This is a genomic window from Xylophilus rhododendri (assembly GCF_009906855.1).
Lineage (GTDB): Bacteria > Pseudomonadota > Gammaproteobacteria > Burkholderiales > Burkholderiaceae_C > Xylophilus > Xylophilus rhododendri.
In genome coordinates this window covers 404,522-423,976 of record NZ_CP047650.1, presented here as the reverse complement: position 1 = coordinate 423,976, position 19,455 = coordinate 404,522, and the positions used below count along the sequence as shown (strand labels likewise).

General features: G+C 69.9%; 23 protein-coding genes. 14 read left to right on the top strand and 9 right to left on the bottom strand.

The features are described 5' to 3' along the window. Positions 1-13: 13 nt before the first annotated feature. The gene (locus tag GT347_RS01960; RefSeq protein WP_229722613.1) at positions 14-1,315 is read right to left on the bottom strand and encodes a TolC family protein; all 1,302 of its coding nucleotides are present in this window, start codon (positions 1,313-1,315) and stop codon (positions 14-16) included. Positions 1,316-1,370: 55 nt separating this feature from the next. After that, positions 1,371-1,763: a hypothetical protein gene (locus GT347_RS27350; RefSeq protein WP_229722612.1), complete on the bottom strand. Its 393-nt coding sequence runs from the start codon at positions 1,761-1,763 to the stop codon at positions 1,371-1,373. 116 nt (positions 1,764-1,879) lie between these two features. On the opposite strand from GT347_RS27350, the gene GT347_RS01955 reads away from it, so the two are divergent. Next, entirely contained in the window at positions 1,880-2,245 is a 366-nt protein-coding gene (locus GT347_RS01955) for a hypothetical protein (RefSeq protein WP_160550380.1), read from the top strand. A gap of 1 nt (position 2,246) precedes the next feature. Here the strand turns inward: GT347_RS01955 and GT347_RS01950 are convergent, their stop codons facing one another. Then, complete coding sequence (locus GT347_RS01950; protein ID WP_160550379.1) at positions 2,247-3,152, bottom strand: LysR family transcriptional regulator; 906 nt, start codon at positions 3,150-3,152, stop codon at positions 2,247-2,249. A gap of 105 nt (positions 3,153-3,257) precedes the next feature. Between GT347_RS01950 and GT347_RS01945 the strand changes: the two genes are divergently transcribed. From GT347_RS01945 to GT347_RS01930, 4 genes are read left to right on the top strand one after another with little or no spacing between them, the layout of a single operon-like run. After that, positions 3,258-4,166 carry an FAS1-like dehydratase domain-containing protein gene (locus GT347_RS01945; protein WP_160550378.1) on the top strand — a complete coding sequence of 303 codons (909 nt, stop codon included), beginning with the start codon at positions 3,258-3,260 and terminating at the stop codon, positions 4,164-4,166. A gap of 14 nt (positions 4,167-4,180) precedes the next feature. After that, on the top strand, positions 4,181-5,350 hold the full coding sequence (locus GT347_RS01940; protein WP_160550377.1) for an acyl-CoA dehydrogenase family protein: 1,170 nt from the start codon (positions 4,181-4,183) through the stop codon (positions 5,348-5,350). 10 nt (positions 5,351-5,360) lie between these two features. Then, positions 5,361-6,554 carry a CaiB/BaiF CoA transferase family protein gene (locus GT347_RS01935; protein ID WP_160550376.1) on the top strand — a complete coding sequence of 398 codons (1,194 nt, stop codon included), beginning with the start codon at positions 5,361-5,363 and terminating at the stop codon, positions 6,552-6,554. Between the two features lie 37 nt (positions 6,555-6,591). After that, entirely contained in the window at positions 6,592-7,584 is a 993-nt protein-coding gene (locus tag GT347_RS01930; protein ID WP_160550375.1) for a tripartite tricarboxylate transporter substrate-binding protein, read from the top strand. 8 nt (positions 7,585-7,592) lie between these two features. Here GT347_RS01930 and GT347_RS01925 read toward each other — a convergent pair whose 3' ends face one another. The 6 genes from GT347_RS01925 to GT347_RS01905 form a co-directional block, all read right to left on the bottom strand. Next, positions 7,593-8,321 carry a maleate cis-trans isomerase family protein gene (locus tag GT347_RS01925; protein WP_160550374.1) on the bottom strand — a complete coding sequence of 243 codons (729 nt, stop codon included), beginning with the start codon at positions 8,319-8,321 and terminating at the stop codon, positions 7,593-7,595. Beyond that, positions 8,321-9,226 carry an ABC transporter substrate-binding protein gene (locus GT347_RS01920; RefSeq protein ID WP_160550373.1) on the bottom strand — a complete coding sequence of 302 codons (906 nt, stop codon included), beginning with the start codon at positions 9,224-9,226 and terminating at the stop codon, positions 8,321-8,323. Before GT347_RS01920 ends, GT347_RS01925 begins: the two co-directional genes overlap by 1 nt. A gap of 5 nt (positions 9,227-9,231) precedes the next feature. Next, positions 9,232-9,873, bottom strand: coding sequence for a tripartite tricarboxylate transporter substrate binding protein (locus tag GT347_RS01915; RefSeq protein WP_268236189.1), 642 nt, complete (start codon positions 9,871-9,873; stop codon positions 9,232-9,234). Then, complete coding sequence (locus GT347_RS27820) at positions 9,825-10,196, bottom strand: Bug family tripartite tricarboxylate transporter substrate binding protein (protein ID WP_268236188.1); 372 nt, start codon at positions 10,194-10,196, stop codon at positions 9,825-9,827. Before GT347_RS27820 ends, GT347_RS01915 begins: the two co-directional genes overlap by 49 nt. 94 nt (positions 10,197-10,290) lie before the next feature. After that, a complete protein-coding gene (locus tag GT347_RS01910; protein ID WP_160550372.1) occupies positions 10,291-11,163 on the bottom strand; it encodes an amidohydrolase family protein in 873 nt (290 codons plus the stop codon). 32 nt (positions 11,164-11,195) lie between these two features. Then, positions 11,196-11,927: a class II aldolase/adducin family protein gene (locus GT347_RS01905; protein WP_229722876.1), complete on the bottom strand. Its 732-nt coding sequence runs from the start codon at positions 11,925-11,927 to the stop codon at positions 11,196-11,198. Between the two features lie 157 nt (positions 11,928-12,084). On the opposite strand from GT347_RS01905, the gene GT347_RS01900 reads away from it, so the two are divergent. The 9 genes from GT347_RS01900 to GT347_RS01860 all read left to right on the top strand — a co-directional run bounded on the left by GT347_RS01900 (position 12,085) and on the right by GT347_RS01860 (position 19,437). Beyond that, positions 12,085-13,002, top strand: coding sequence for a LysR family transcriptional regulator (locus tag GT347_RS01900; RefSeq protein WP_229722608.1), 918 nt, complete (start codon positions 12,085-12,087; stop codon positions 13,000-13,002). Between the two features lie 143 nt (positions 13,003-13,145). Continuing rightward, positions 13,146-13,721: a PEP-CTERM sorting domain-containing protein gene (locus GT347_RS01895; protein ID WP_160550369.1), complete on the top strand. Its 576-nt coding sequence runs from the start codon at positions 13,146-13,148 to the stop codon at positions 13,719-13,721. Positions 13,722-13,766: 45 nt separating this feature from the next. After that, the gene (locus tag GT347_RS01890) at positions 13,767-14,507 is read left to right on the top strand and encodes a GntR family transcriptional regulator (RefSeq protein WP_160550368.1); all 741 of its coding nucleotides are present in this window, start codon (positions 13,767-13,769) and stop codon (positions 14,505-14,507) included. 99 nt (positions 14,508-14,606) lie between these two features. Then, positions 14,607-15,518, top strand: coding sequence for an SDR family oxidoreductase (locus GT347_RS01885; RefSeq protein WP_160550367.1), 912 nt, complete (start codon positions 14,607-14,609; stop codon positions 15,516-15,518). Then, the gene (locus tag GT347_RS01880; RefSeq protein WP_326830379.1) at positions 15,518-15,922 is read left to right on the top strand and encodes a Zn-ribbon domain-containing OB-fold protein; all 405 of its coding nucleotides are present in this window, start codon (positions 15,518-15,520) and stop codon (positions 15,920-15,922) included. Before GT347_RS01885 ends, GT347_RS01880 begins: the two co-directional genes overlap by 1 nt. Continuing rightward, a complete protein-coding gene (locus tag GT347_RS01875; protein WP_160550366.1) occupies positions 15,919-17,097 on the top strand; it encodes a thiolase in 1,179 nt (392 codons plus the stop codon). Before GT347_RS01880 ends, GT347_RS01875 begins: the two co-directional genes overlap by 4 nt. Next, positions 17,094-17,765, top strand: coding sequence for a 3-oxoacid CoA-transferase subunit A (locus GT347_RS01870; protein WP_160550365.1), 672 nt, complete (start codon positions 17,094-17,096; stop codon positions 17,763-17,765). Before GT347_RS01875 ends, GT347_RS01870 begins: the two co-directional genes overlap by 4 nt. Beyond that, on the top strand, positions 17,758-18,432 hold the full coding sequence (locus GT347_RS01865; protein WP_160550364.1) for a CoA-transferase: 675 nt from the start codon (positions 17,758-17,760) through the stop codon (positions 18,430-18,432). The genes GT347_RS01870 and GT347_RS01865 overlap by 8 nt, the downstream gene beginning before the upstream one ends. A gap of 42 nt (positions 18,433-18,474) precedes the next feature. Beyond that, positions 18,475-19,437, top strand: coding sequence for a tripartite tricarboxylate transporter substrate binding protein (locus GT347_RS01860; RefSeq protein ID WP_160550363.1), 963 nt, complete (start codon positions 18,475-18,477; stop codon positions 19,435-19,437). The last annotated feature ends 18 nt before the right edge of the window (positions 19,438-19,455 follow it).

Below are 19,455 nucleotides of genomic sequence, written 5' to 3'. Positions count from 1 at the left end.
GTGTCTCCGTGGCTCAGGGCAGCAGGACGTTGGAGAGTTCGGAGCGCTCCTCGGACACGCCGAGCAGCCGTTCGATTTCGGTGGCGGCGCGCAGGCTTTCGGCCAGCGCGCGCTGTGCCTGGGCCTGCACCTGGAACCAGCTGCGCTGAGCGTCCAGGGCTTCGAGAAAGCTGAACTTGCCGAGCGCGAAACCGCGCGCGGCCGCGTCGTAGGCCAGGCGGGCGCCGGGCAGGGCGTCGCGTTCCAGCGTGCGGGCCTCGGCGCGTGCCGAGCGCAGCCTTTCCTGGGCCTGGCCCAGCTCGGTGGCCAGGCGCAGGGTGGCGGCATCGAGTTCGTCGTGTGCCTTGTCCTCGCGGCGCAGGGCCTCGGCCAGGTTGCCCTGGTTGCGGTCGAACACCGGCAGTGGCATCGAGAAGCCGACGACGGCCTGCGTCACGCCGGCTTCCTGCAGGCGCTTGGCGCCCACGCTCACCGAGACGTTGGGCACCCGGGCGGCGGTCTCGACCTGCACCAGGGCGCGGCGGCGGTCCAGCTCGATACGCGCCTGGGCCAGCAGGGGCGCATCGGCCAGCCGGTCCTGCAGCGATGCATCGGCCAGGGTGGCCGGCGGCAGGGTCAGGCGGCCGGCGGCGCTCAGGGGGGCGCTCGCCGCATTCGGCATGTCGCCCCACAGCGCCGCCAGCCGCTGGCGCGCGATACGCAAGCCGCCCTCGGCCTGCAGCGATTCGACCCGCGCGGCCGCCTCGGCCACCTGGGCGCGGGTCTCCTCCACCGGCGACACCTTGCCGGCCGCCACCCGCTGGCGCGCGGCGCGGCTGGCGCTCTCGGCCAGGGCGACCGAATCGGCCGCCAGCCGCAGCCTTTGCTGGGCGGCCAGCAGCTCGATGAACTGCACGGCGACGGCGGCACGCACATCGGCGCGCATCTGCTGCAGCGCCCACACCGCCTGGTCGCGGCGCAGCCCGGCGGCGCTGGTGCGCGCCTGGCGCTTGCCGCCCAGCTCCAGCGGCTGGCTCAGCTGCAGCGTGGTGGTGCGGCGGCCGCGCCGCAGGTCTTCCTCCAGCGCGGAGATCTCGGGATTGGGCCGCAGGCCGGCCTGCAGCAGCGCGCCTTCGCTGGCCTGCTGCTCGTGCCGCGCGGCGGCGATCTCGGGATTGCGGTCCAGCGCGCGGGCGATGGCGGTGTCCAGGCCCAGGGCGAAGCCGGCCTCGTCCTGCGCCCAGGACGGCGCGCAGGCAAACAAAAGAATCAGGGCGGCCGAAACAGCGCTGGCACGGCGCAGGCGGACACGCCCCGGATGACGGGGATGGGACAAAAGAAGACTCCGAAGTTCGACAAGACTTCGGTGGGCCGCGGCGCGGCGGCGGTCCTCAGCCGAGGACGGTGCGCGCTGCCGGGGCTTCCACCACGGAAGAACCGTGGTTCGGCCACTTGGGCCGGTCGATATCGGCCGGCGGGCCCGCGGCCAGGCGAGCGGCGGCCGTGCCGCTGACGCGCGCGGCGGGCAACGCCGCCCAGGCCCGGCCGCCGGCTCCGACCGGCGCCAGGGCCAGGCTGTGGGCCAGGTCGTGGAACTGGCAGATGCCGTCCGGCTCTTGCGCATGGGCCGCGCCCTCGGCGGTGAGGGCCTGCTCCGATGCCTCGCCGGAGGCGGCGGCCACGGCCAGCGCGGCGATCTCCTCCGCCGCATCGTGCGCCTGCGCCAATCCCCACTGCAGCGGCAGCAGAAGCAGCATCACGATCAGGGCCCAGCGGAACGACATGGGGCGGGAATGTAGCAAGTCCGCCAAAGCCCGCAGGTTTCGGCAGGATGATCCACAGGGATGGAGTGCCGTCTTGTTAGAGTGATGGACACGTGTTCTTCGGCCTTGCCCTCTCCATGAAACCACGGCTCGCCGGCTTCGGCCTGGTCCCGCTCCTTTATTGCTTCTGCGCCTCGGCCGCCCTGAACCCCACGGCCGCCGACAGCGAGGGCCTGCGCGCCGCGGCCGAGCGATACCGGGTCTGCGCCGCGCTTTCCTTGCCGGACAATTTCTCCAAGGTGGGCAATCCCCGCCACGCCGCCGACAAGGCCCTGACCCTCTGCCAGAAAAAACGCCTGGCCCTGGCCGGCCAGTACGCGCTGGACAACCCCGGCACCCGCAGCACCGGCGAATACGTCGATGGCGTGACCGAGCGGGTGGCGCGCGATCTGGCCGGCTGGATCACCGACATGAAGTCCCTGGGCGTGCAGGGCCCGCGTTGAATCAGGCTGGAGCCGGCGTGCCGAAATGCCGGCAGACCGCCGCGATCAGCTCGCGGCCGTAGGGCGCCAGCCGCGCCCGGTCGCGGGTGAGCAGATAGCGTTCCCGCACGCACCACGGATCCGACAGCGGCACCAGCGCCAGCCCCAGCGCATCCCGGTGGCGCAGGGCGGTGGATTCCGGCAGCACGCCGATCGCCACGCCGCCCGAGATCATCCGGCACATGGCATCGAAGCTGCCCAGCTGCAGCCGCAGCTTCTGCCGCCGGCCCAGGCCATCGGCGATGCCGGCCAGGAAGGCGTGCAGGGTGCTGCCCTGTTGCATGCCCACGGTGTCCTCGTCCAGGGTCTCGGCGAAGGCCACCGACTTGCGCCTGGCGAAGCGGTGGCGCAGCGGCGTCACCAGCACCAGCCGGTCGGTGCTGAAGTGGATCTGCTCCAGGCCCAGGGTGTCCACCTGGCCGGCGACGATGCCGATGTCGGCGCTCTCGTCGAGCACACCGCGCGGTATCACCGTGTTCGGTTTTTCCTGAAGGTCCACATTGATGCCGGGGTTGCCGCGCAGAAAGCCCGGCAGGATCTCCGGCAGGAAGTCGCTCACCGCCGTGGTGTTGGCCAGCACCCGCAGGTGGCCGCGTGCGCCGCCGCCGTATTCGCCGAGTTCGGCGCGCAGCTGCTCGGTCTGGCGCAGCATGGCGCGGGCATGGTGCAGCAGCACCACGCCGGCCGGCAGCAGCCGCACGCCGCGCGGCTCGCGCTGCAGCAGGGCCACGCCGGCCTGGTCCTCCAGCTGCCTGATGCGCGCGCTGGCCGCGGCCAGCGACAGGTGCAGCCGCTCGGCCGCACGGGTCAGGCTGCCGAGTTCGGCCGCGGCGATGTAGAGGCGCAGGTCGCGCAGGTCGAAGTTCATGGGCGGGGGCAAGAGGGTTTGCCTGCGGCTGCCTCTTGATTTGGCGAAGGCTCGCTCGGGAAATCGCAGATTGTGCGCGCGCGGGGCAGGGCGGACCATGGCTTCATGAATACCCTCGCCACAAGCGCATCCGCCGCCGTGCTGGACACGGCCACGATCGAACACCTCAAGAGCTGGGCCGGCCGCGCCGAAACCGCCAGCGATCTGATCACCGCCTTTCCCGTCACCGGCCTGGCCGCCACGCTGGACCGGGAAGACGGCGCCTTCCTCGCGCAAGACCCCGCGGCCGAGCTGCCCCCGCTGTGGCACTGGCTCTACTTCCTGCCCCAGCACCGCCAGGACGAACTGGGCGAGGACGGCCATGCCCGCCGCGGCGGTTTCCTGCCGCCGGTGCCCCTGCCGCGCCGCATGTGGGCCGGCGGCCGGCTGAAGTGGCAGGCCGACAACCCCTTGCGCCTCGGCCAGGCGGTGGAACGGCGCTCGCGCATCCTGTCGGTGGCGCACAAGGCCGGCCGCAGCGGCGAGCTGATGTTCGTCACCGTCGGCCACGAGGTGCACAACCCGCAGGGCCTGGCGCTGAGCGAGGAGCACGACATCGTCTACCGCGCCGCCGCCCAGCCCGGCGAGACCGCGCCCCCACCCACGCCCGCCGAGACTGGCGCCGCCTGGCGGCGCGGCCTGAGCGCCGATCCGGTGATGCTGTTCCGCTATTCGGCGCTCACCTTCAACGGCCACCGCATCCACTACGACCGCAGCTATGTCACCGGGGTCGAGGGCTACCCCGGCCTGATCGTGCACGGCCCGCTGATCGCCACCCTGCTGGTCGACCTGCTGCACCGCCATGCGCCCGGCCGGCGCCTGCTGGGCTTCGACTTCCGCGCCGTGCGGCCCACCTTCGACATCCACCCCTTCGCGGTGAACGGCCAGCCTTCGGACGACGGCCGCACCGTGCGCCTCTGGGGCCAGGACCACCAAGGCTTTCTCACCATGCAGGCCACGGCCACTTTCGCCTGAGCATCCGGATTCCCATGACCAAGACCACGACCACCGAAGACCCGTACGCCGACATCCGCGACGCGGTGCGCGACCTCTGCGCCCGTTTCCCCGACGAATACCACCGCAAGGTCGACGAGAAACGCGGCTATCCCGCTGAGTTCGTCGATGCCCTCACCCAGGCCGGCTGGATGGCCACCCTGATCCCCGAGCAATACGGCGGCTCCGGCCTGGGCCTGGCCGAAGCCTCGGTGGTGATGGAGGAGATCAACCGCAGCGGCGGCAACTCCGGCGCCTGCCACGGCCAGATGTACAACATGAACACCTTGCTGCGCCACGGCTCGGAGCAGCAGAAGCAGTTCTACCTGCCGCGCATCGCCAGCGGCGAATGGCGGCTGCAGTCCATGGGCGTGACCGAGCCCACGACCGGCACCGACACCACCAAAATCAAGACCACCGCGGTGAAGAAGGGCGACAAATACGTCGTCAACGGCCAGAAGGTCTGGATCAGCCGGGTGCAGCATTCCGACTGGATGATCCTGCTGGCCCGCACCACGCCGCTGGCCGAGGTGACGAAGAAGTCCGAGGGCATGTCCATCTTCATGGTCGACCTGCGCGAGGCCGAGAAGACCGGCATGACGGTGCGGCCCATCCCCAACATGGTCAACCACGAGACCAACGAACTCTTCTTCGAGAACCTGGAGATCCCGGCGGAGAACCTGATCGGCGAGGAGGGCAAGGGCTTCAGGTACATCCTCGACGGCCTGAACGCCGAGCGCACCCTGATCGCCGCCGAATGCATAGGCGACGGCTACTGGTTCATCGACCGGGTGACGAAGTACGTGAAGGAGCGGGTGGTCTTCGGCCGCCCCATCGGCCAGAACCAGGGCGTGCAGTTCCCCATCGCCGAGGCCCACATCGAGGTGGAGGCGGCCAACCTGATGCGCTGGGAGGCCTGCCGCCTGTTCGACGCCCACCAGCCCTGCGGCGCCCAGGCCAACATGGCCAAGTACCTGGCGGCCAAGGCCAGCTGGGAGGCGGCCAATGCCTGCATCCAGTTCCACGGCGGCTTCGGCTTCGCCAACGAATACGACGTGGAGCGCAAGTTCCGCGAGACCCGGCTCTACCAGGTGGCGCCCATCTCCACCAACCTGATCCTGAGCTACGTGGCCGAGCATGTGCTGGGCCTGCCGCGTTCCTTCTAGGAGGCTGTACATGACACTGCCCCTGCAAGGCATCACCGTGGTCTCGCTGGAACATGCGATCGCCGCGCCTTTCTGCACCCGCCAGCTGGCCGACCTGGGCGCGCGGGTGATCAAGGTGGAGCGGCCCGGCGCCGGCGACTTCGCCCGCGCCTACGACCAGCGGGTTAAGGGCGAGGCATCGCATTTCGTCTGGACCAACCGCAGCAAGGAAAGCCTGGCGCTGGACCTGAAGCAGCCCGAGGCCATCGCCGCCTTGCGCTGCCTGATCGCCAAGGCCGATGTGCTGGTGCAGAACCTGGCGCCGGGCGCGGCCGCCCGCATGGGCCTGGGCTACGAGGCGCTGAAAGCCGAGTTCCCGCGGCTCATCGTCTGCGACATCTCGGGCTACGGCGCCGATGGGCCCTACCGCGACAAGAAGGCCTACGACCTGCTGATCCAGAGCGAGGCGGGATTCCTCTCGGTCACCGGCACGGCGGAGCAGCCCTGCAAGTCGGGCAACTCCATCGCCGACATCGCCGCCGGCATGTACGCCTACTCCAACATCCTGGCCGCGCTGCTGCGCCGGGGCACGACGGGGGAGGGTGCGCATATCGACATCTCGATGCTGGAGTCGCTGGCCGAGTGGATGGGTTTTCCCATGTACTACGCCTTCGATGGCGCCGCGCCGCCGCCGCGTGCCGGTGCGGCGCACGCCAGCATCTACCCCTACGGACCGTTCCCGGCCGGCGACGGCGGCACGGTGATGCTGGGCCTGCAGAACGAGCGCGAATGGAAGCTCTTCTGCGAACACGTGCTGCTGGATACGGCGCTGGCCGGCGACGAACGCTTCGATGCCAATGCCAGGCGCAACGCCAACCGGGAGGCGCTGCGGGACATCATCGTGCGGGCGTTCTGTGAACTCTCCACCGCCCAGGTGCTGGCCCGGCTGGACGAGGCCGGCATCGCCAACGCCACCATGAACGACATGGCTGGGCTCTGGGCCCATCCGCAGCTGGCGGCGCGCCAGCGCTGGCGCCAGGTGGGCAGCCCGGCCGGCGACATCCCGGCCCTGCTGCCCCCCGGCCGCAGCGACCGCTGGGAAGCCCGCATGGACCCGGTGCCGCATGTCGGCCAACATAGCCGGGCGCTGCTGCGCGAGGCCGGCCTGGACGAGGCCGCCATCGATGCCCTGTGCGGGCCGACAGCGGCGCAGCAAGCCGCCTGAGCTGTTTTCCACAAGAACCATCAAGGAGACAAAGAGCATGAAACAAACGAGCATCCGCACCGCCCTGGCCCTGATCGCCGTCGCGGCCACCACCTGCCTGGCCCCCGCGCAGGCCCAGGGCAGCTGGCCCGACAAACCCGTCACCCTCGTCGTGCCCTATTCGGCCGGCGGCCCCACCGACGTGGTGGCGCGGGTGCTGGCCGTGCCCATGGGCAAGTCGCTGGGCCAGACGGTGGTGGTGGAGAACACCGTGGGCGCCGGCGGCACCCTGGCCGGCGCACGGGTGGCGCGCTCCAAGCCGGACGGCTACACCGTGCTCTTCCAGCACATGGGCATGGCGACCGCGCCGGCGCTCTACAAGAAGCTCACATTCGATCCGCTCAAGGACTTCGACTACATCGGCCAGGTGATGGATGTGCCGATGACCCTGCTCTCGCGCAAGGACCTGCCGGTGGCCAACTTCCAGGAGCTGCTGGCCTATATGAAGAAGAACGGCGACAAGGTGTCGATGGCCCATGCCGGCATCGGCGCCGTGTCGCAGCTGTGCGCGCTGCTCTTCACCAGCCAGGTCGGCGTGACCCCCACGCAGGTGCCCTACAAGGGCGCCGGCCCCGCGCTCAACGACCTGATGGGCGGGCAGGTGGATGTGCTCTGCGACCAGACCACCTCCACCGGCCCGGTGATCAAGGACGGCACCCGGGTGAAGGTCTTCGGCGTGACCACGCCGCAGCGCCTGGCGAGTTTTCCCAACCTGCCGACGCTGGACGAGCAGGGCCTCAAGGGTTTCGATGTGAAGGTCTGGCACGGCATGTACGTGGCCAAGGGCACACCCAAGGAGCACATCGGCAAGATCAACGCCGCCCTGCGCGCCGCGCTGCAGGACGACAACGTGAAGACCCGCCTGGCCGAGCTGAGCAGCGAGATCGTGTCGCCCGACAAGGTCACTCCCGAATCGCTGCAGAAGCAGCTGCAGTCCGAAATGGTGAAGTGGGACAAGGTGATCAAGGCCGCGAACGTGCAGGCCGAGTGAGCCGGCGGCTAGCCGCCCAGCAAGGCCCCGTAGCCCGCCACGCGGCCTGCCGCGCCGCAACGCTGCAAGGCCTGCCACACCAGCGCCTGGTTGCTGGTGATCACCGGCCGGCCCAGCGCCTGCTCCAGCGGCGCGATGCAGCCGGCGCTGCGGATGGCGGTGCAGCTGATGAAGTAAGCCTCGGCCTGCGGATGGCGATGGCGCAGCGCCTGGTCGATGAAGGCCTGCGGCGGCAGGCGGGCCATCTTGGTGTTGGTGGCGATGCCCAGGCCGTTCTCTGCCAGCACCTCGATGCCGCGGTTTTCCAGGTACGCGGCTTCGCGCCGGTTGACCTCGGCGGGGTAGGGCGTCAGCAGCACGATGCGGCGGGCGCCCAGCGCGGCCAGGGCGGCGACGATGGCCTCGCCCGTCTGGAAGCTGGCGATGCCGCGCGAGCCCGCCTGCAGGCCGGCGCCGACCTGCCGCGAGATGGCGTCGCTGAAGGTGGTCGCTGCCGTGCAATGGAAGGCGATTACCGCCGGCAGGGCATCGGCCAGCAGCGCGGCCGCGCCTTCCGCCTGCGCGGCCATCGCCAGCAGTTCGGCCTCGGCCGTGCTGCGCAGGGGCAGGCGGGTGAACAGCGCCCGCACGCCGGCCGGCAGCATGGCGTGGGTCTCGGCTTCGGCGACCACATTGCCCGAGGGCACGATCACGCCGATGCGCGCCTCGTCGCCATAGTCGATGGCTGCTCCGGTCATCACGCCGCCTGCCGCGTCGCTTCGAGATAGCGGCCGTCGATGTAATCCTCGGCGCGGGTCTTCGCGCGGCCGGGCAGGGCGCGGATGAGGGCGCTGATGTCGATCAGGGTCTGGATGCCGCGCGGGTCGGCCGCGCCGTCGCGGGGGAAGATCTCGTCCTGTGTGTAGTCGCGCCAGGCCCGCTCGGCATAGCCTTCGTCAATGCCGGTGTGGCGCATGGCGATGGCGGTGCATTCCTTTGGATGCCCGTAGAACCAGGCATGCGCCGCCACCCAGGCCCGTACGAAGGCCTCGGTCTCGGCGCGATGCGCCCCGGCCCAGCGCGCGGACACATTGAGCGAGGTGAACTGGAACCAGGGGAACTGCTCGCGCGGCTCGCCCAGCGAGCGGTAGCCGGCATCCAGCGCCATGTAGTTCAGCGGTATGCCCTGCAGGCCGGCGGCGATCTCGCCGCGCTGCAGCCGCTCCCAGCGGGCGAGGATGGGACCGACGGCTTCCAGGGTGTAGTCGCGCGGGCATTCCAGGCCGTGGGCGGTCAGCATCTTCATCACCAGCGAGGAACTGCCCGCCTGCAGGGACGACACGCCCACCACCTGCCCGCGCAGCTGCTCCACGCTGCGGATCTCCGGCCGGGCGATCAGCGAGAAGGGCAGGCGGTTGACGTTGCCGGCGATCACCGTCAGGTCGCCGCCGGTCTCGGCCGCCAGGATCACGTGTTCGGTCACGCCCAGGGCCAGGTCGAGGCGGCCGTCGTTCAGGCGCGTGGTCACCTCGTCGATCGGCTCGAACAGCTCGATGGCCACGTCCAGGCCCTGTTCGGCGAACAGGCCCTGGTCCTGCGCGATCCACAGCGGCATGTTGAAGTAGTTGCGCGAGATCGCGCCGACACGCAGTGTGTGGGTCATGTCCTTCAGTCCGACTTGAGTTTGCCGTCCCTGACCATGGCCGTCGCCAGCTGGTCCTCGCTGACCAGCATGCGCGAGAAGGCGGCGGCATCGGCGTCGTACACCGAGCTGCCCAGCTCCTTCAAGCTGGCGTTCATCTGCGGATCGGCCAGCGCCTTCTTCAGCGCCGCGCCCAGGGTGCCGACCACCGCGGGCGGTGTTCCCGCCGGCAGCAGCAGGCCGGCGTAGGTGGTGGAATCGAACTCCGGCAGGCCCGACTGCGCCAGCGTGGGCACGCCCGGCAGCAAGGCTTCGGGCTGCGGCCCCAGCACCGCCAGCGCCTGGAGGTTGCCGGCCTTGAAGTGCGGCATGGAGCTGCTGATCTGGTCGAACACGGCATCCAGCGTGCCGCCGAGCAGGTCCACCAGCGCCGGGCCGGAGCCCTTGTAGGCAACGGCGCTCAGCTGGATGCCGGCCGCGTTCTCCATCTGCAGGATGGCGAGGTGGTTGGGGGTGCCGGGCCCCGCATGGCCGCAGTTGATGCGGCCCGGGTTGGCCTTGGCGAAGGCGATGAATTCACCCACCGTCTTGAAGCGGCTGTCGTTCTTGCGGGTGGTGATCACCATCGAGGTCTTGCTGGCCACGCCCACCGGCAGGAAGTTGGCCACCTTGTAGGGGTCTTGAACATCTGCGGCAGGGTGGAGATCTGCCCCGGCGTGGCCACCAGCACGGTGTAGCCGTCGGCATGGGCGGCGGCCACCAGCGCGGTGCCGATGGCTCCGCCGCCGCCGGCCCGGTTGTCCACCAGCACCGACTGGCCCAGGGCCTTGGCCAGCGGCACCGAGAGCGCCCGGGCCACGATGTCGATATTGCCGCCGGGGGCGAAGGGCACGATGAGGGTCACCGGCTTGTTCGGGAAGCTCTGGGCGAAGGCGCTGGCGCCCAGCGTCGCCGCGCCCAGCACGAGCATGTTCCTGCGATGGATCTGCATGTTCTTGTCTCCTGTTGTGGTCTTGTCTCTGTTGTCTGCCGTCCTCGGATCTGTGTCCGGGATCTGGGGGCGCCGTGCGGTTTTCGGCGCGGGTTCAGTCCTTCCAGTAGAGCTGCGTGGGGTTGTCGACCAGCACCTTCTGGCGTGCGTCGGCATCGAGCCAGTCGAAGAGCGCATCGGCCAGGGCGCCGTCGTTGACCATGGGCGGCGGCGTGATCGCCGGGTGCGGCCAGTCCGAGCCCCAGACAAGCCGGTCGGGGTTGGCATCGAGCAGCCGGTCCACCAGCGGCTGCAGGTCGGCGAAGCCCTGGCGGGTGGCCGTCAGCCGGTAGGGGCCGGAGAGCTTGACCCAGGTGTTGCCCTCGCGCAGCAGGGCCAGCAGGTTCCGGAAGCCCGCGTCCTGCACGCCGCGTTCGATCGGCAGGTGGCCGAAATGGTCCACCACCAGCGGCAGGCCGAAGCCGGCCACGTGGCCGAGCAGCGCGGGTGTGGCGGACACATCCACCAGCATCTGCAGATGCCAGCCGAAGGGCCGCACCCGGTCGGCCACCGCGGCCAGCGCGCCCACCTCCGCGCCACCGGCAAAGAGGGAATTGCAGCGGGTGCCGCGGCTGCCCAGGGCGTGCCAGCGGGCGATGTCTTCCTGCGCCGTATCGGCGAAGACCACGGCCACGCCGCGCATCCAGTCCTGCGATGCGGCCAGCGCGCGCTCGAAAGTGCGGTGGTCGCGGCCATAGACGCTGGGGTGCACCAGCACCGCCCGCTCCAGGCCGACGGCGCGGGCCATGGCGCGGTAGTGGTCCAGCGTGGCCAGCGTCGGTGTGTAGGTGCGCGGTTCGCCCAGGGGGAATTGGCGCGGGTCCTCGAAGACGTGGAAGTGGCAGTCGCAGCTGCCCGTCGGCAGGCGCTGGCGCGGCGAGGCGACGACCGGGTCGAAGGGCAGATAAGGACGTTGCGCGGTGCTCATGGCGCCAGCCTGCGGCAGCGGGGCCAGGGCGCTCATTGGCGGTAACCCGGGTCGCGGCGGTTGAGCATGCGCAGCATGGCGGGCCATTCCAGCTCGCCGTAGGGGCGGCGGGCCTCGGGCTGGTAGAGGTGGTGGGTCTTGGCGATCACCGCCTCGGGCGGCATCGACAGCTCCTGCCCGCTGCCGCAGGCATCCACCTGCACCCGGCAGGCCAGCTCCAGCCAGTAGAGGGTGTTGAAGGCCTGCGCCACGGTGGGCCCGGCGGCCAGCAGGCCGTGGTTGCGCAGGATCATGGCGTTCTCCTGTCCCAGGTCCTGCGCCAGGCGGGCGCGTTCGTCCAGGTCCAGGGCCACGCTTTCGTAGTCGTGGTAGGTGATGCGGTGAAAACGCATCGAGGTCTGCGCCAGCGGCAGCAGGCCGCAGCGCATGGCCGACACCGCCATGCCGGCGCGGGTGTGGGTGTGGATCACGCAGCCCACGTCCGGCCGTGCCGCATGCACGGCGCTGTGCACCACGTAGCCGGCCGGGTTGATGCCGTAGGCCGGGTCGGGGTTGGCGAGGATGCGGCCTTCGAGGTCGATCTTCACCAGGCTGGAGGCGGTGATCTCCTCGTACATCAGCCCGTAGGGGTTGATCAGGATGTCCTCGGTGCCGGGGATGCGGGCGGTGATGTGGTTGTAGATCAGGTCGCTCATGCCGAAGTGGGCGACCAGGCGGTAGCAGGCGGCCAGGTCTACCCGGGACTGCCATTCGGCCATGTCCATGCCCTGCGGGCAGGTGTCGGATGCGTCCACGGGATGGGGGATCTCGGTGCGGGCGTTCATCGGTGCGGCGTCTCCGTTTTTGTTGACTTGCTTTTTGAGTATTCGCCCGCGCTGTCCATCCCTCAAGTCAATGTTTGGCATCCTCCACATGCGCCGGATGAATAATGCTGCGATGAACCTGCGCGGCATCGACCTCAACCTGCTGGTGGTCTTCGAGGCGCTGATCGAGGAGCGCAGCGTCACCCGCGCCGCCGCCCGCCTGGGCATGACGCAGCCGGCGGTCAGCCATGCCCTCAAGCGCCTGCGCCTGACCTTCGGCGGCGAGATGCTGGTGCGCACCGCCCACGGCATGGAGCCCACGCCCGAGGCGGTGAAACTGGCCACCGCATTCCGCGCGGCGCTGGGCCAGATCGAGAGCGTGCTGAACGTGGAGCGGGGTTTCGATCCGGCCCGAGCCCGGCGCACCTTCCACCTGAGCGTGTCCGACTATGTGGGCGAGCTGCTGCTGCCGCGCCTGTGCCTGGCGCTGCGCCGCACGGCGCCCGACATCGGCCTGACCGTGCAGTACGTGGGCGACCAGCCGGTGCCGGACGTGATCGCCTACGAGGGCGTGGAGATCCATCTGTCGGTCGAGTCCCGCGCCGCCACGCCCATGCGTTCGCAGCGCCTGCTGGAAGACCGCTTCATGGTCATCATGCGCAAGGACCATCCCGCCGCCGCCTTGCCCTGGGACCTGGACGCCTACCTCGCCCAGCCGCACCTGAAGGTGACCGGCGTGGGCAGCAATGCCATCGACAACGTGCTGGCCCAGTGCGGCCGGGCCCGCCGCGTGATGATGCGGGTGCCGAGCTGGCAGGGCATGCTGCCGGTGATCGCCTCCACCGACCTGGTGGCCGCCATCCCCGGCCGCTGGATGGGCACGCAGCGCTTCGCCGAGCACTGCGTGGCGCGGCCGCTGCCGATCGAGCTGGCGCTGACGCTGGACATCGCCTGGCATCCACGCAACGACGCCGACAGCGGCCACACCTGGTTCCGCGAGCTGATCCGCCAGACGGTCGAGGGCATAGGCGCCTGAAGTCCGCGCTTACACGGAATCCGGGCCTCTTCGCTGCTGCACCGCTGGCACCAATTGCCCATGGGATGGAGGGCGCGCGGCAGCACGTCGGATGTGAGGGCTGGCTAGCATTGATGCGAGCCCACAACCCCAAAGGAGCCGACGTGAAACTGTCAGTGAAAAGCGCTTTGCCCAAAATCGCCGCCGCAGCCTTGATGTTTGCCGGCCATGGCGCCTTCTGTGCCGCCAACCTGGTTGCCAACGGCGATTTCGCCACCGGCGATTTCAGCGGATGGACCCAGTTCGGCAATACCGATTCGACCTTCGTCTCGGGCCTTCTGTCGCAGGCCTGGTTCGGCCCCGCCAATACCGCCGGCGGCATCCACCAGACGCTCGCCACGACGCCGGGCCTCACCTACCACGTCGAATTCCTGCTGGAGAACTCGCAGAACACTCCGGCCAGCAACTCCTACGAGGTCGGCTGGAACGGCGCCACGATTTTCAGTGCCATCGATGCGGCCGTGTTTTCCCAGACGCCGTTTTCGACGGATATCGTCGCCAGTTCCACATCCACCGACCTGCGATTCGGCTTCGTGAATGACGGCGGTTATTACCGTCTGTCCGGCATCTCGGTGGCTGCCGTGCCGGCCGTGCCCGAACCGCGGCACTTGGTGATGCTGCTCGCCGGCCTGGGGCTGATGGCCACGGTCGGCCTGAATCGCCCGCGCCGCCATGCATAGAATCCCCGCTTTCGTCCGAGCGGACAGCGGAGGAGTTTTCCAAACGTGGAGCAGCGATACGCCGCCGTGGCCAAGGCACTCGTCAGCGGCATCGCCGCCGGCACCTATCCGGTCGGCAGCAACCTGCCGGGCGAGACCGAACTGGCCGAGGCCTTCCAGGTCAGCCGCGGCACGGTGCGGGTGGCACTGGACAAGCTGCAGGGCCTGGGCCTCATCTCCCGGCGCAAGCGGGCCGGCACCCGGGTGGAGGCGCGGCATCCGCCGGTGGCCACCTACGAGCCGACGATCTCCTCGGTCGACGAGCTGATCCAGTACTCGGCCCATTCCGCCCGCCTGATCCAGAGCATCCGCAACATCGTCGCCGACCAGGCGCTGGCCGCGCGCCTGGGCTGCGCCCCGGGCACGGCCTGGATGCAGGTCGAGGCCTCGCGCTCCGAGCCCGGCGTGGCCGGCTTCCCCATGGCCTGGTGGACGGTCTATGTGACCAAGGACGACGGCGCGCTGATCCGCAACCGCCTGAAGACCGACCAGCGCCTGATCTCCGACCTGATCCACGAAGCCACCGGCCGGGTGCTGAGCGAGGTGCGCCAGACCGTGCGCGCCATCGGTGTGCCCGAAGGCCTGGCCGCGCAGCTGGGCGTGGCGCCGGATGCCCATGCGCTCGAATTCACCCGCCAGTACTACGACCAGGCGCGCGAGCTGTTCCAGGTGGCGGTGAGTGTGCATCCGGGCGATCGCTCGGCTTATTCCACCGTGCTCAAGCGCCAGTCCGTCAAGAACGACTGAGCTGTTTTACCGACCCCGGGCAAACCCGGGGCTCGGACGTCTTGACCCTGAAATATGTTCGAACATATTATTTGTTCGAACATAAATCATGGGAGACGTATGCAGAGTCTGCAGGACAGGGTGGTGGTCTTGACCGGCGCGGCCGGCGGCATCGGCCGCGGCGTCGCGCTGGGGCTGGCCGCGGCGGGCGCGAAGGTGGTGCTCAACGACATCGGCGTGTCGCTGGCGGGCGAGGGCGGCGACGCGTCGGCCGTCGAAGCGCTGGCCGCCGACATCCGCGCCAGCGGCGGCCAGGCGGTGGCCAACAGGGATTCGGTCGCCGGCGCCGCCAGCGCCGCGCGCATCGTGCAGAACGCGCTCGACCAGTTCGGCCGCATCGACGCGGTGATCAACAACGCGGGCAATCTGCGCGACCGCTTCTTCTTCAACATGAGCGAGGCCGAGTGGCGCGAGGTGATCGACGTGCACCTGCACGGCAGCTTCTTCGTGAGCCGCGCGGCGGCGCCGCATTTCCGCGAGCAGCGCTCGGGTGCCTATGTGCACATGACCAGCACCTCGGGCCTGATCGGCAACTTCGGCCAGGCCAACTATTCGGCGGCCAAGCTGGGGGTGGTGGCGCTGTCGAAGTCGATCGCGCTGGACATGGCGCGCTACGGCGTGCGCTCCAACTGCATCGCGCCCTTCGCCTGGAGCCGCATGACCGATTCGATCCCGGCCAACACCCCCGAGGAACTGGCGCGCGTGGAAAAACTCAAGCGCATGGGCGCCGAGAAGATCGCGCCCATGGCCGTCTTCCTGGCCAGCGATGCGGCCCGCGAGGTCAATGCCCAGATCTTCGGCGTGCGCGCCAACGAGATCTTTCTCTTCAGCCAGCCGCGGCCGGTGCGCTCGGTGCACCGCAGCGAGGGCTGGACCCCCGAATCCATCGCCGAGGTGGCGATGCCCGCCATGCAGCACGAGTTTTACGCGCTGGAGCGCTCGCCCGACGTCGTCAACTGGGACCCGATCTGATGCCTATGCCGACCGACCACACACCGAGCGCCGTGGGCCCCGATGCCCATTACGCGCAATCGCTGGCCGAGGGACGCTGGCAGGTCCAGCGCTGCAACAGCTGCCAGCGCGCCATCTTCTTCCCGCGCACCGCCTGCCCGGCCTGCGGCTCGGCGGACTACGCCTGGTTCGCGCCCAGCGGCCGCGGCGTGGTCCATTCCACCACCGTGATGCGCCGGCCTCCCGCGGCCGGCGGCGACCTGCACCTGTGCCTGGTCGATCTGGAGGAGGGTTTTCGCATGATGAGCCGTGTCGAGGGCGTGGCGCCCGAGAGCGTCGCCATCGGCGACCGGGTGCAGGCGGCGCTCGTCGAGCATGCCGGCGCAGCGCTGGTCGTGTTCCACCCGCAAGGCGGCAGCGTATGAATTCGCAGGACAAGGCATTGCGCGGCGCCGCCGCGATCACCGGCATCGGCATGGCCGGCATGGGCGATGCGAAGGGCTTCAGCGAGATGGAGATCCTGTCGCTGGCCGCGCAACGCGCGGTGGCCGACGCGGGGCTGAAGATGGCCGACATCGACGGCCTGTGCACCTGCAGCGGCTCGGCCACCATGTGGGCGCTGCCGGTGGCCGAATACCTCGGCATCCGGCCAAGTTTCGTGGACAGCACCATGCTCGGCGGCTCCAGCTTCATCGCCCAGCTGCTGCCGGCGGTGCTGGCGCTGATGGCGGGCGAATGCAAGCACGTGCTGGTCTGCTACGGCAGCACCCAGCGCAGCGGCACGGTGGACCGGGCGGCGGTCACGAAGATGCGCCAGGTGCTCGACCCCCAGCCCTACGAGACCCCCTACCAGCCGATGCAGCCGATCAGCGCCTATGCGTTGGCCACCGCCCGCCATATGCACCAGTACGGCACCACCCGCGCCCAGCTCGCCGAAGTGGCGGTGGCGGCCCGCCGCTGGGCGCAGCTCAATCCGCGGGCCTTCAGCCGCGGCGAGCTGAGCATCGAGGACGTGCTCCAGGCCCGCATGGTCTGCGACCCGCTCGGCGTGCGCGACTGCTGCCTGCTCACCGACGGCGCCGGCGCCTTCGTGCTGAGCCTGGCCGAACGCGCCAAGGACGGCCCGCACCGGCCGGCCTACATCCTGGGCAATGCCAGCGAGACCTGGCACCGGCAGATCTCCAGCATGCCGGACCTGACGGTGACCGCGGCCTCGCGCTCCGGCCCCCGGGCGCTGGCGATGGCGGGTGTGTCCATCGCCGACATCGACCTGGCCTGCCTCTACGACGCCTTCACCATCAACGTCATCCTGTTCCTGGAGGACCTGGGCTTCTGCCAGAAGGGCGAGGGCGGCGCCTTCGTGCAGGACGGCGGCATCGCGCCCGGCGGCCGGCTGGCGGTCAACACCAATGGCGGCGGCCTGTCCTTCGGCCATCCCGGCATGTACGGCAGCTTCCTGGTGCTGGAGGCGGTGGAGCAGCTGCGCGGCCATGCCGGCGCGCGCCAGCAGGCGGATGTGCACGTGGCCCTGGTGCACGGCAACGGCTCCACGCTGTCGAGCCAGTCCACCGCCATCCTGTCGACGGAGGCCGCGCTGTGATCAACAAGATCGCCCCCAACCTGCGCGCCGCCGTGGCCGGCATAACCGACGGCGCCTCCGTCATGGTCAGCGGCTTTGGCGACTCGGGCCTGCCCTTCGAGCTGCTGCATGCCCTGGTCGAACAGGGCCCCAGGGACCTCACCATCATCAGCAACAACGCCGGCACCGGCGACCATGCCCTGGCCGCGCTGCTGGCCGCGGGCCGGGTGCGCAAGATGGTGTGCACCTATCCCAAGTCCTCCGGCGCGCATGTCTTCGCCGGCCTCTTCAAGGCCGGCAGGATCGAGCTGGAACTGGTGCCCCAGGGCACGCTGCTGGAGCGCATGCGCGCCGGCGGCGCCGGCCTCGGCCCCTTCTTCACGCCCACCGGCTACGGCACGCCCATCGCCGAGGGCAAGGAGCAGCGGGTCATCGACGGCCGCGGCTTCGTGATGGAGCAGCCGCTGCGCGCCGACTTCGCCCTGGTGCGCGCCTACCAGGCCGACCGCTGGGGCAACCTCACCTACCGGCTGGCCGGCCGCGGCTTCGGCCCGACCATGTGCATGGCCGCCCGCCATGCCATCGCCCAGGTGGACGACGTGCTGCCCCTGGGCGCCATCGCACCGGACGCGGTCGTCACCCCCGGCATCTTCGTGGCCTGCGCGGTACGCAAGGACTCCCATGGCTGAACTCAGGAAACTCTCGCGCCACCGGCTGGCGCAGCTCGTCGCCGCCTCGATCCCCGACGGCAGCTATGTCAACGTGGGCCTGGGCATCCCGACCCTGGTGGCGCGCTACCTGGACCCGGCCAAGGAGGTCATCCTGCACAGCGAGAACGGCATCCTCGGCCTGCGCGGCCTGATCGAAGGCGAGGACGGGGATGTGGACCTGATCAACGCCAGCAAGGAGTTCGTGCAGCTGGTGCCCGGCTCCTCGATCTGCGAGCAGTCCACCTCCTTCGCCATGATGCGCGGCGGCCACCTGGACGCCACCATCCTCGGCGCCTTCCAGGTCGCCCCCAACGGCGACATCGCCAGCTGGTCCACCGGAGACGCGGGCGCCGTGCCCGGCATCGGCGGCGCCATGGACCTGGTGGCCGGCGCCAAGCGCGTCATCGTCACCATGGAGCACACCACCCGCGAGGGCCGCCCCAAGCTGCTGGAGCGCTGCGTCTTCCCGCTCACCGGCTGCGGCGTGGTCACCTCGGTGCACACCGACCTGGTGGCCATCGACGTGGTGCCCGGCACCGGCTTCGTGGTGCGCGGCCTGGCCGAAGGCGTCAGCCGCGAGCAGGTGCAGGCCCTGACCGGCGCGCCGCTGCACTGGGCCGACGAGCTCGCCGTGCTGCGCCACTGATCCATCCCGAAGATTCCCCAAGAAAACCGAGAGACAGAGACCATGCAAAACCACCTTCGCAGAACCCTGCTGGCCGCCGGCCTGGCACTGACGGCCCTGGCCTCCATGGCCGCGGACTACCCCAGCCGGCCGGTCACCATCGTCATTCCCTATCCGCCCGGCGGCACCGCGGATTCGGTGGCCCGGCCGCTCTCGGTGGAGCTGGGCAAGCGCCTGGGCCAGCCGGTCATCCTCGACTACAAGGGCGGCGCAGGCGGCGCCATCGCCACCCAGTTCGTCGCCAAGTCGCAGCCCGACGGCTACACCCTGGTGATGGTGCTGGCGGCGCACGCCATCAACCCCAGCCTCTACAAGACGCTGCCCTACGACTCCACCAAGGATTTCACGCCGGTCTCCATGGTGGCCAAGCTGCCGCTGGTGCTCTACACCAACCCCCAGTTCGGCCCGAAGACGGTGCCCGAGCTGATCGAGTACGCCAGGAAGAACCCCGGCCAGCTCAGCTTCGGCTCGGCCGGCAGCGGCAACACCAGCCACCTGGCCGGCGAGCTGTTCGCCAGCACGGCCGGCGTGAAGATGATGCATGTGCCCTACAAGGGCGGCGGCCCCTCGATCAACGCGGCCGTGGGCGGCGAGATCCCCAGCGTGTTCGCCGGCCCCGACTCCCTGGGCATGGCCCGCGCCGGCCGCCTGCATCCGGTGGCCGTGACCAGCCTGGAACGCTCGCCCCTGATCCCCGACGTGCCCGCCATCGCCGAGACCCTGAAGGGCTTCGAGGTCTACGGCTGGTACGGCATCCTGGCGCCGGCCAACACGCCGGCCGCGGTGGTCAACAAGCTCAATGCCGAGATCAACGCCACGCTCAAGTCGGCCGAGTTCAAGAAGATGGTCGAGCCCCTGGGCTACATCCCCACCGGCTCCACGCCGGCCGAGTTCGGCAGCTATGTGCAGGCCGAGACCAGGCGCTGGGCCGAGGTGATCCGCAAGGCCGACATCAAGCTCGAATAGGCCGCCGCGCGATCAGGC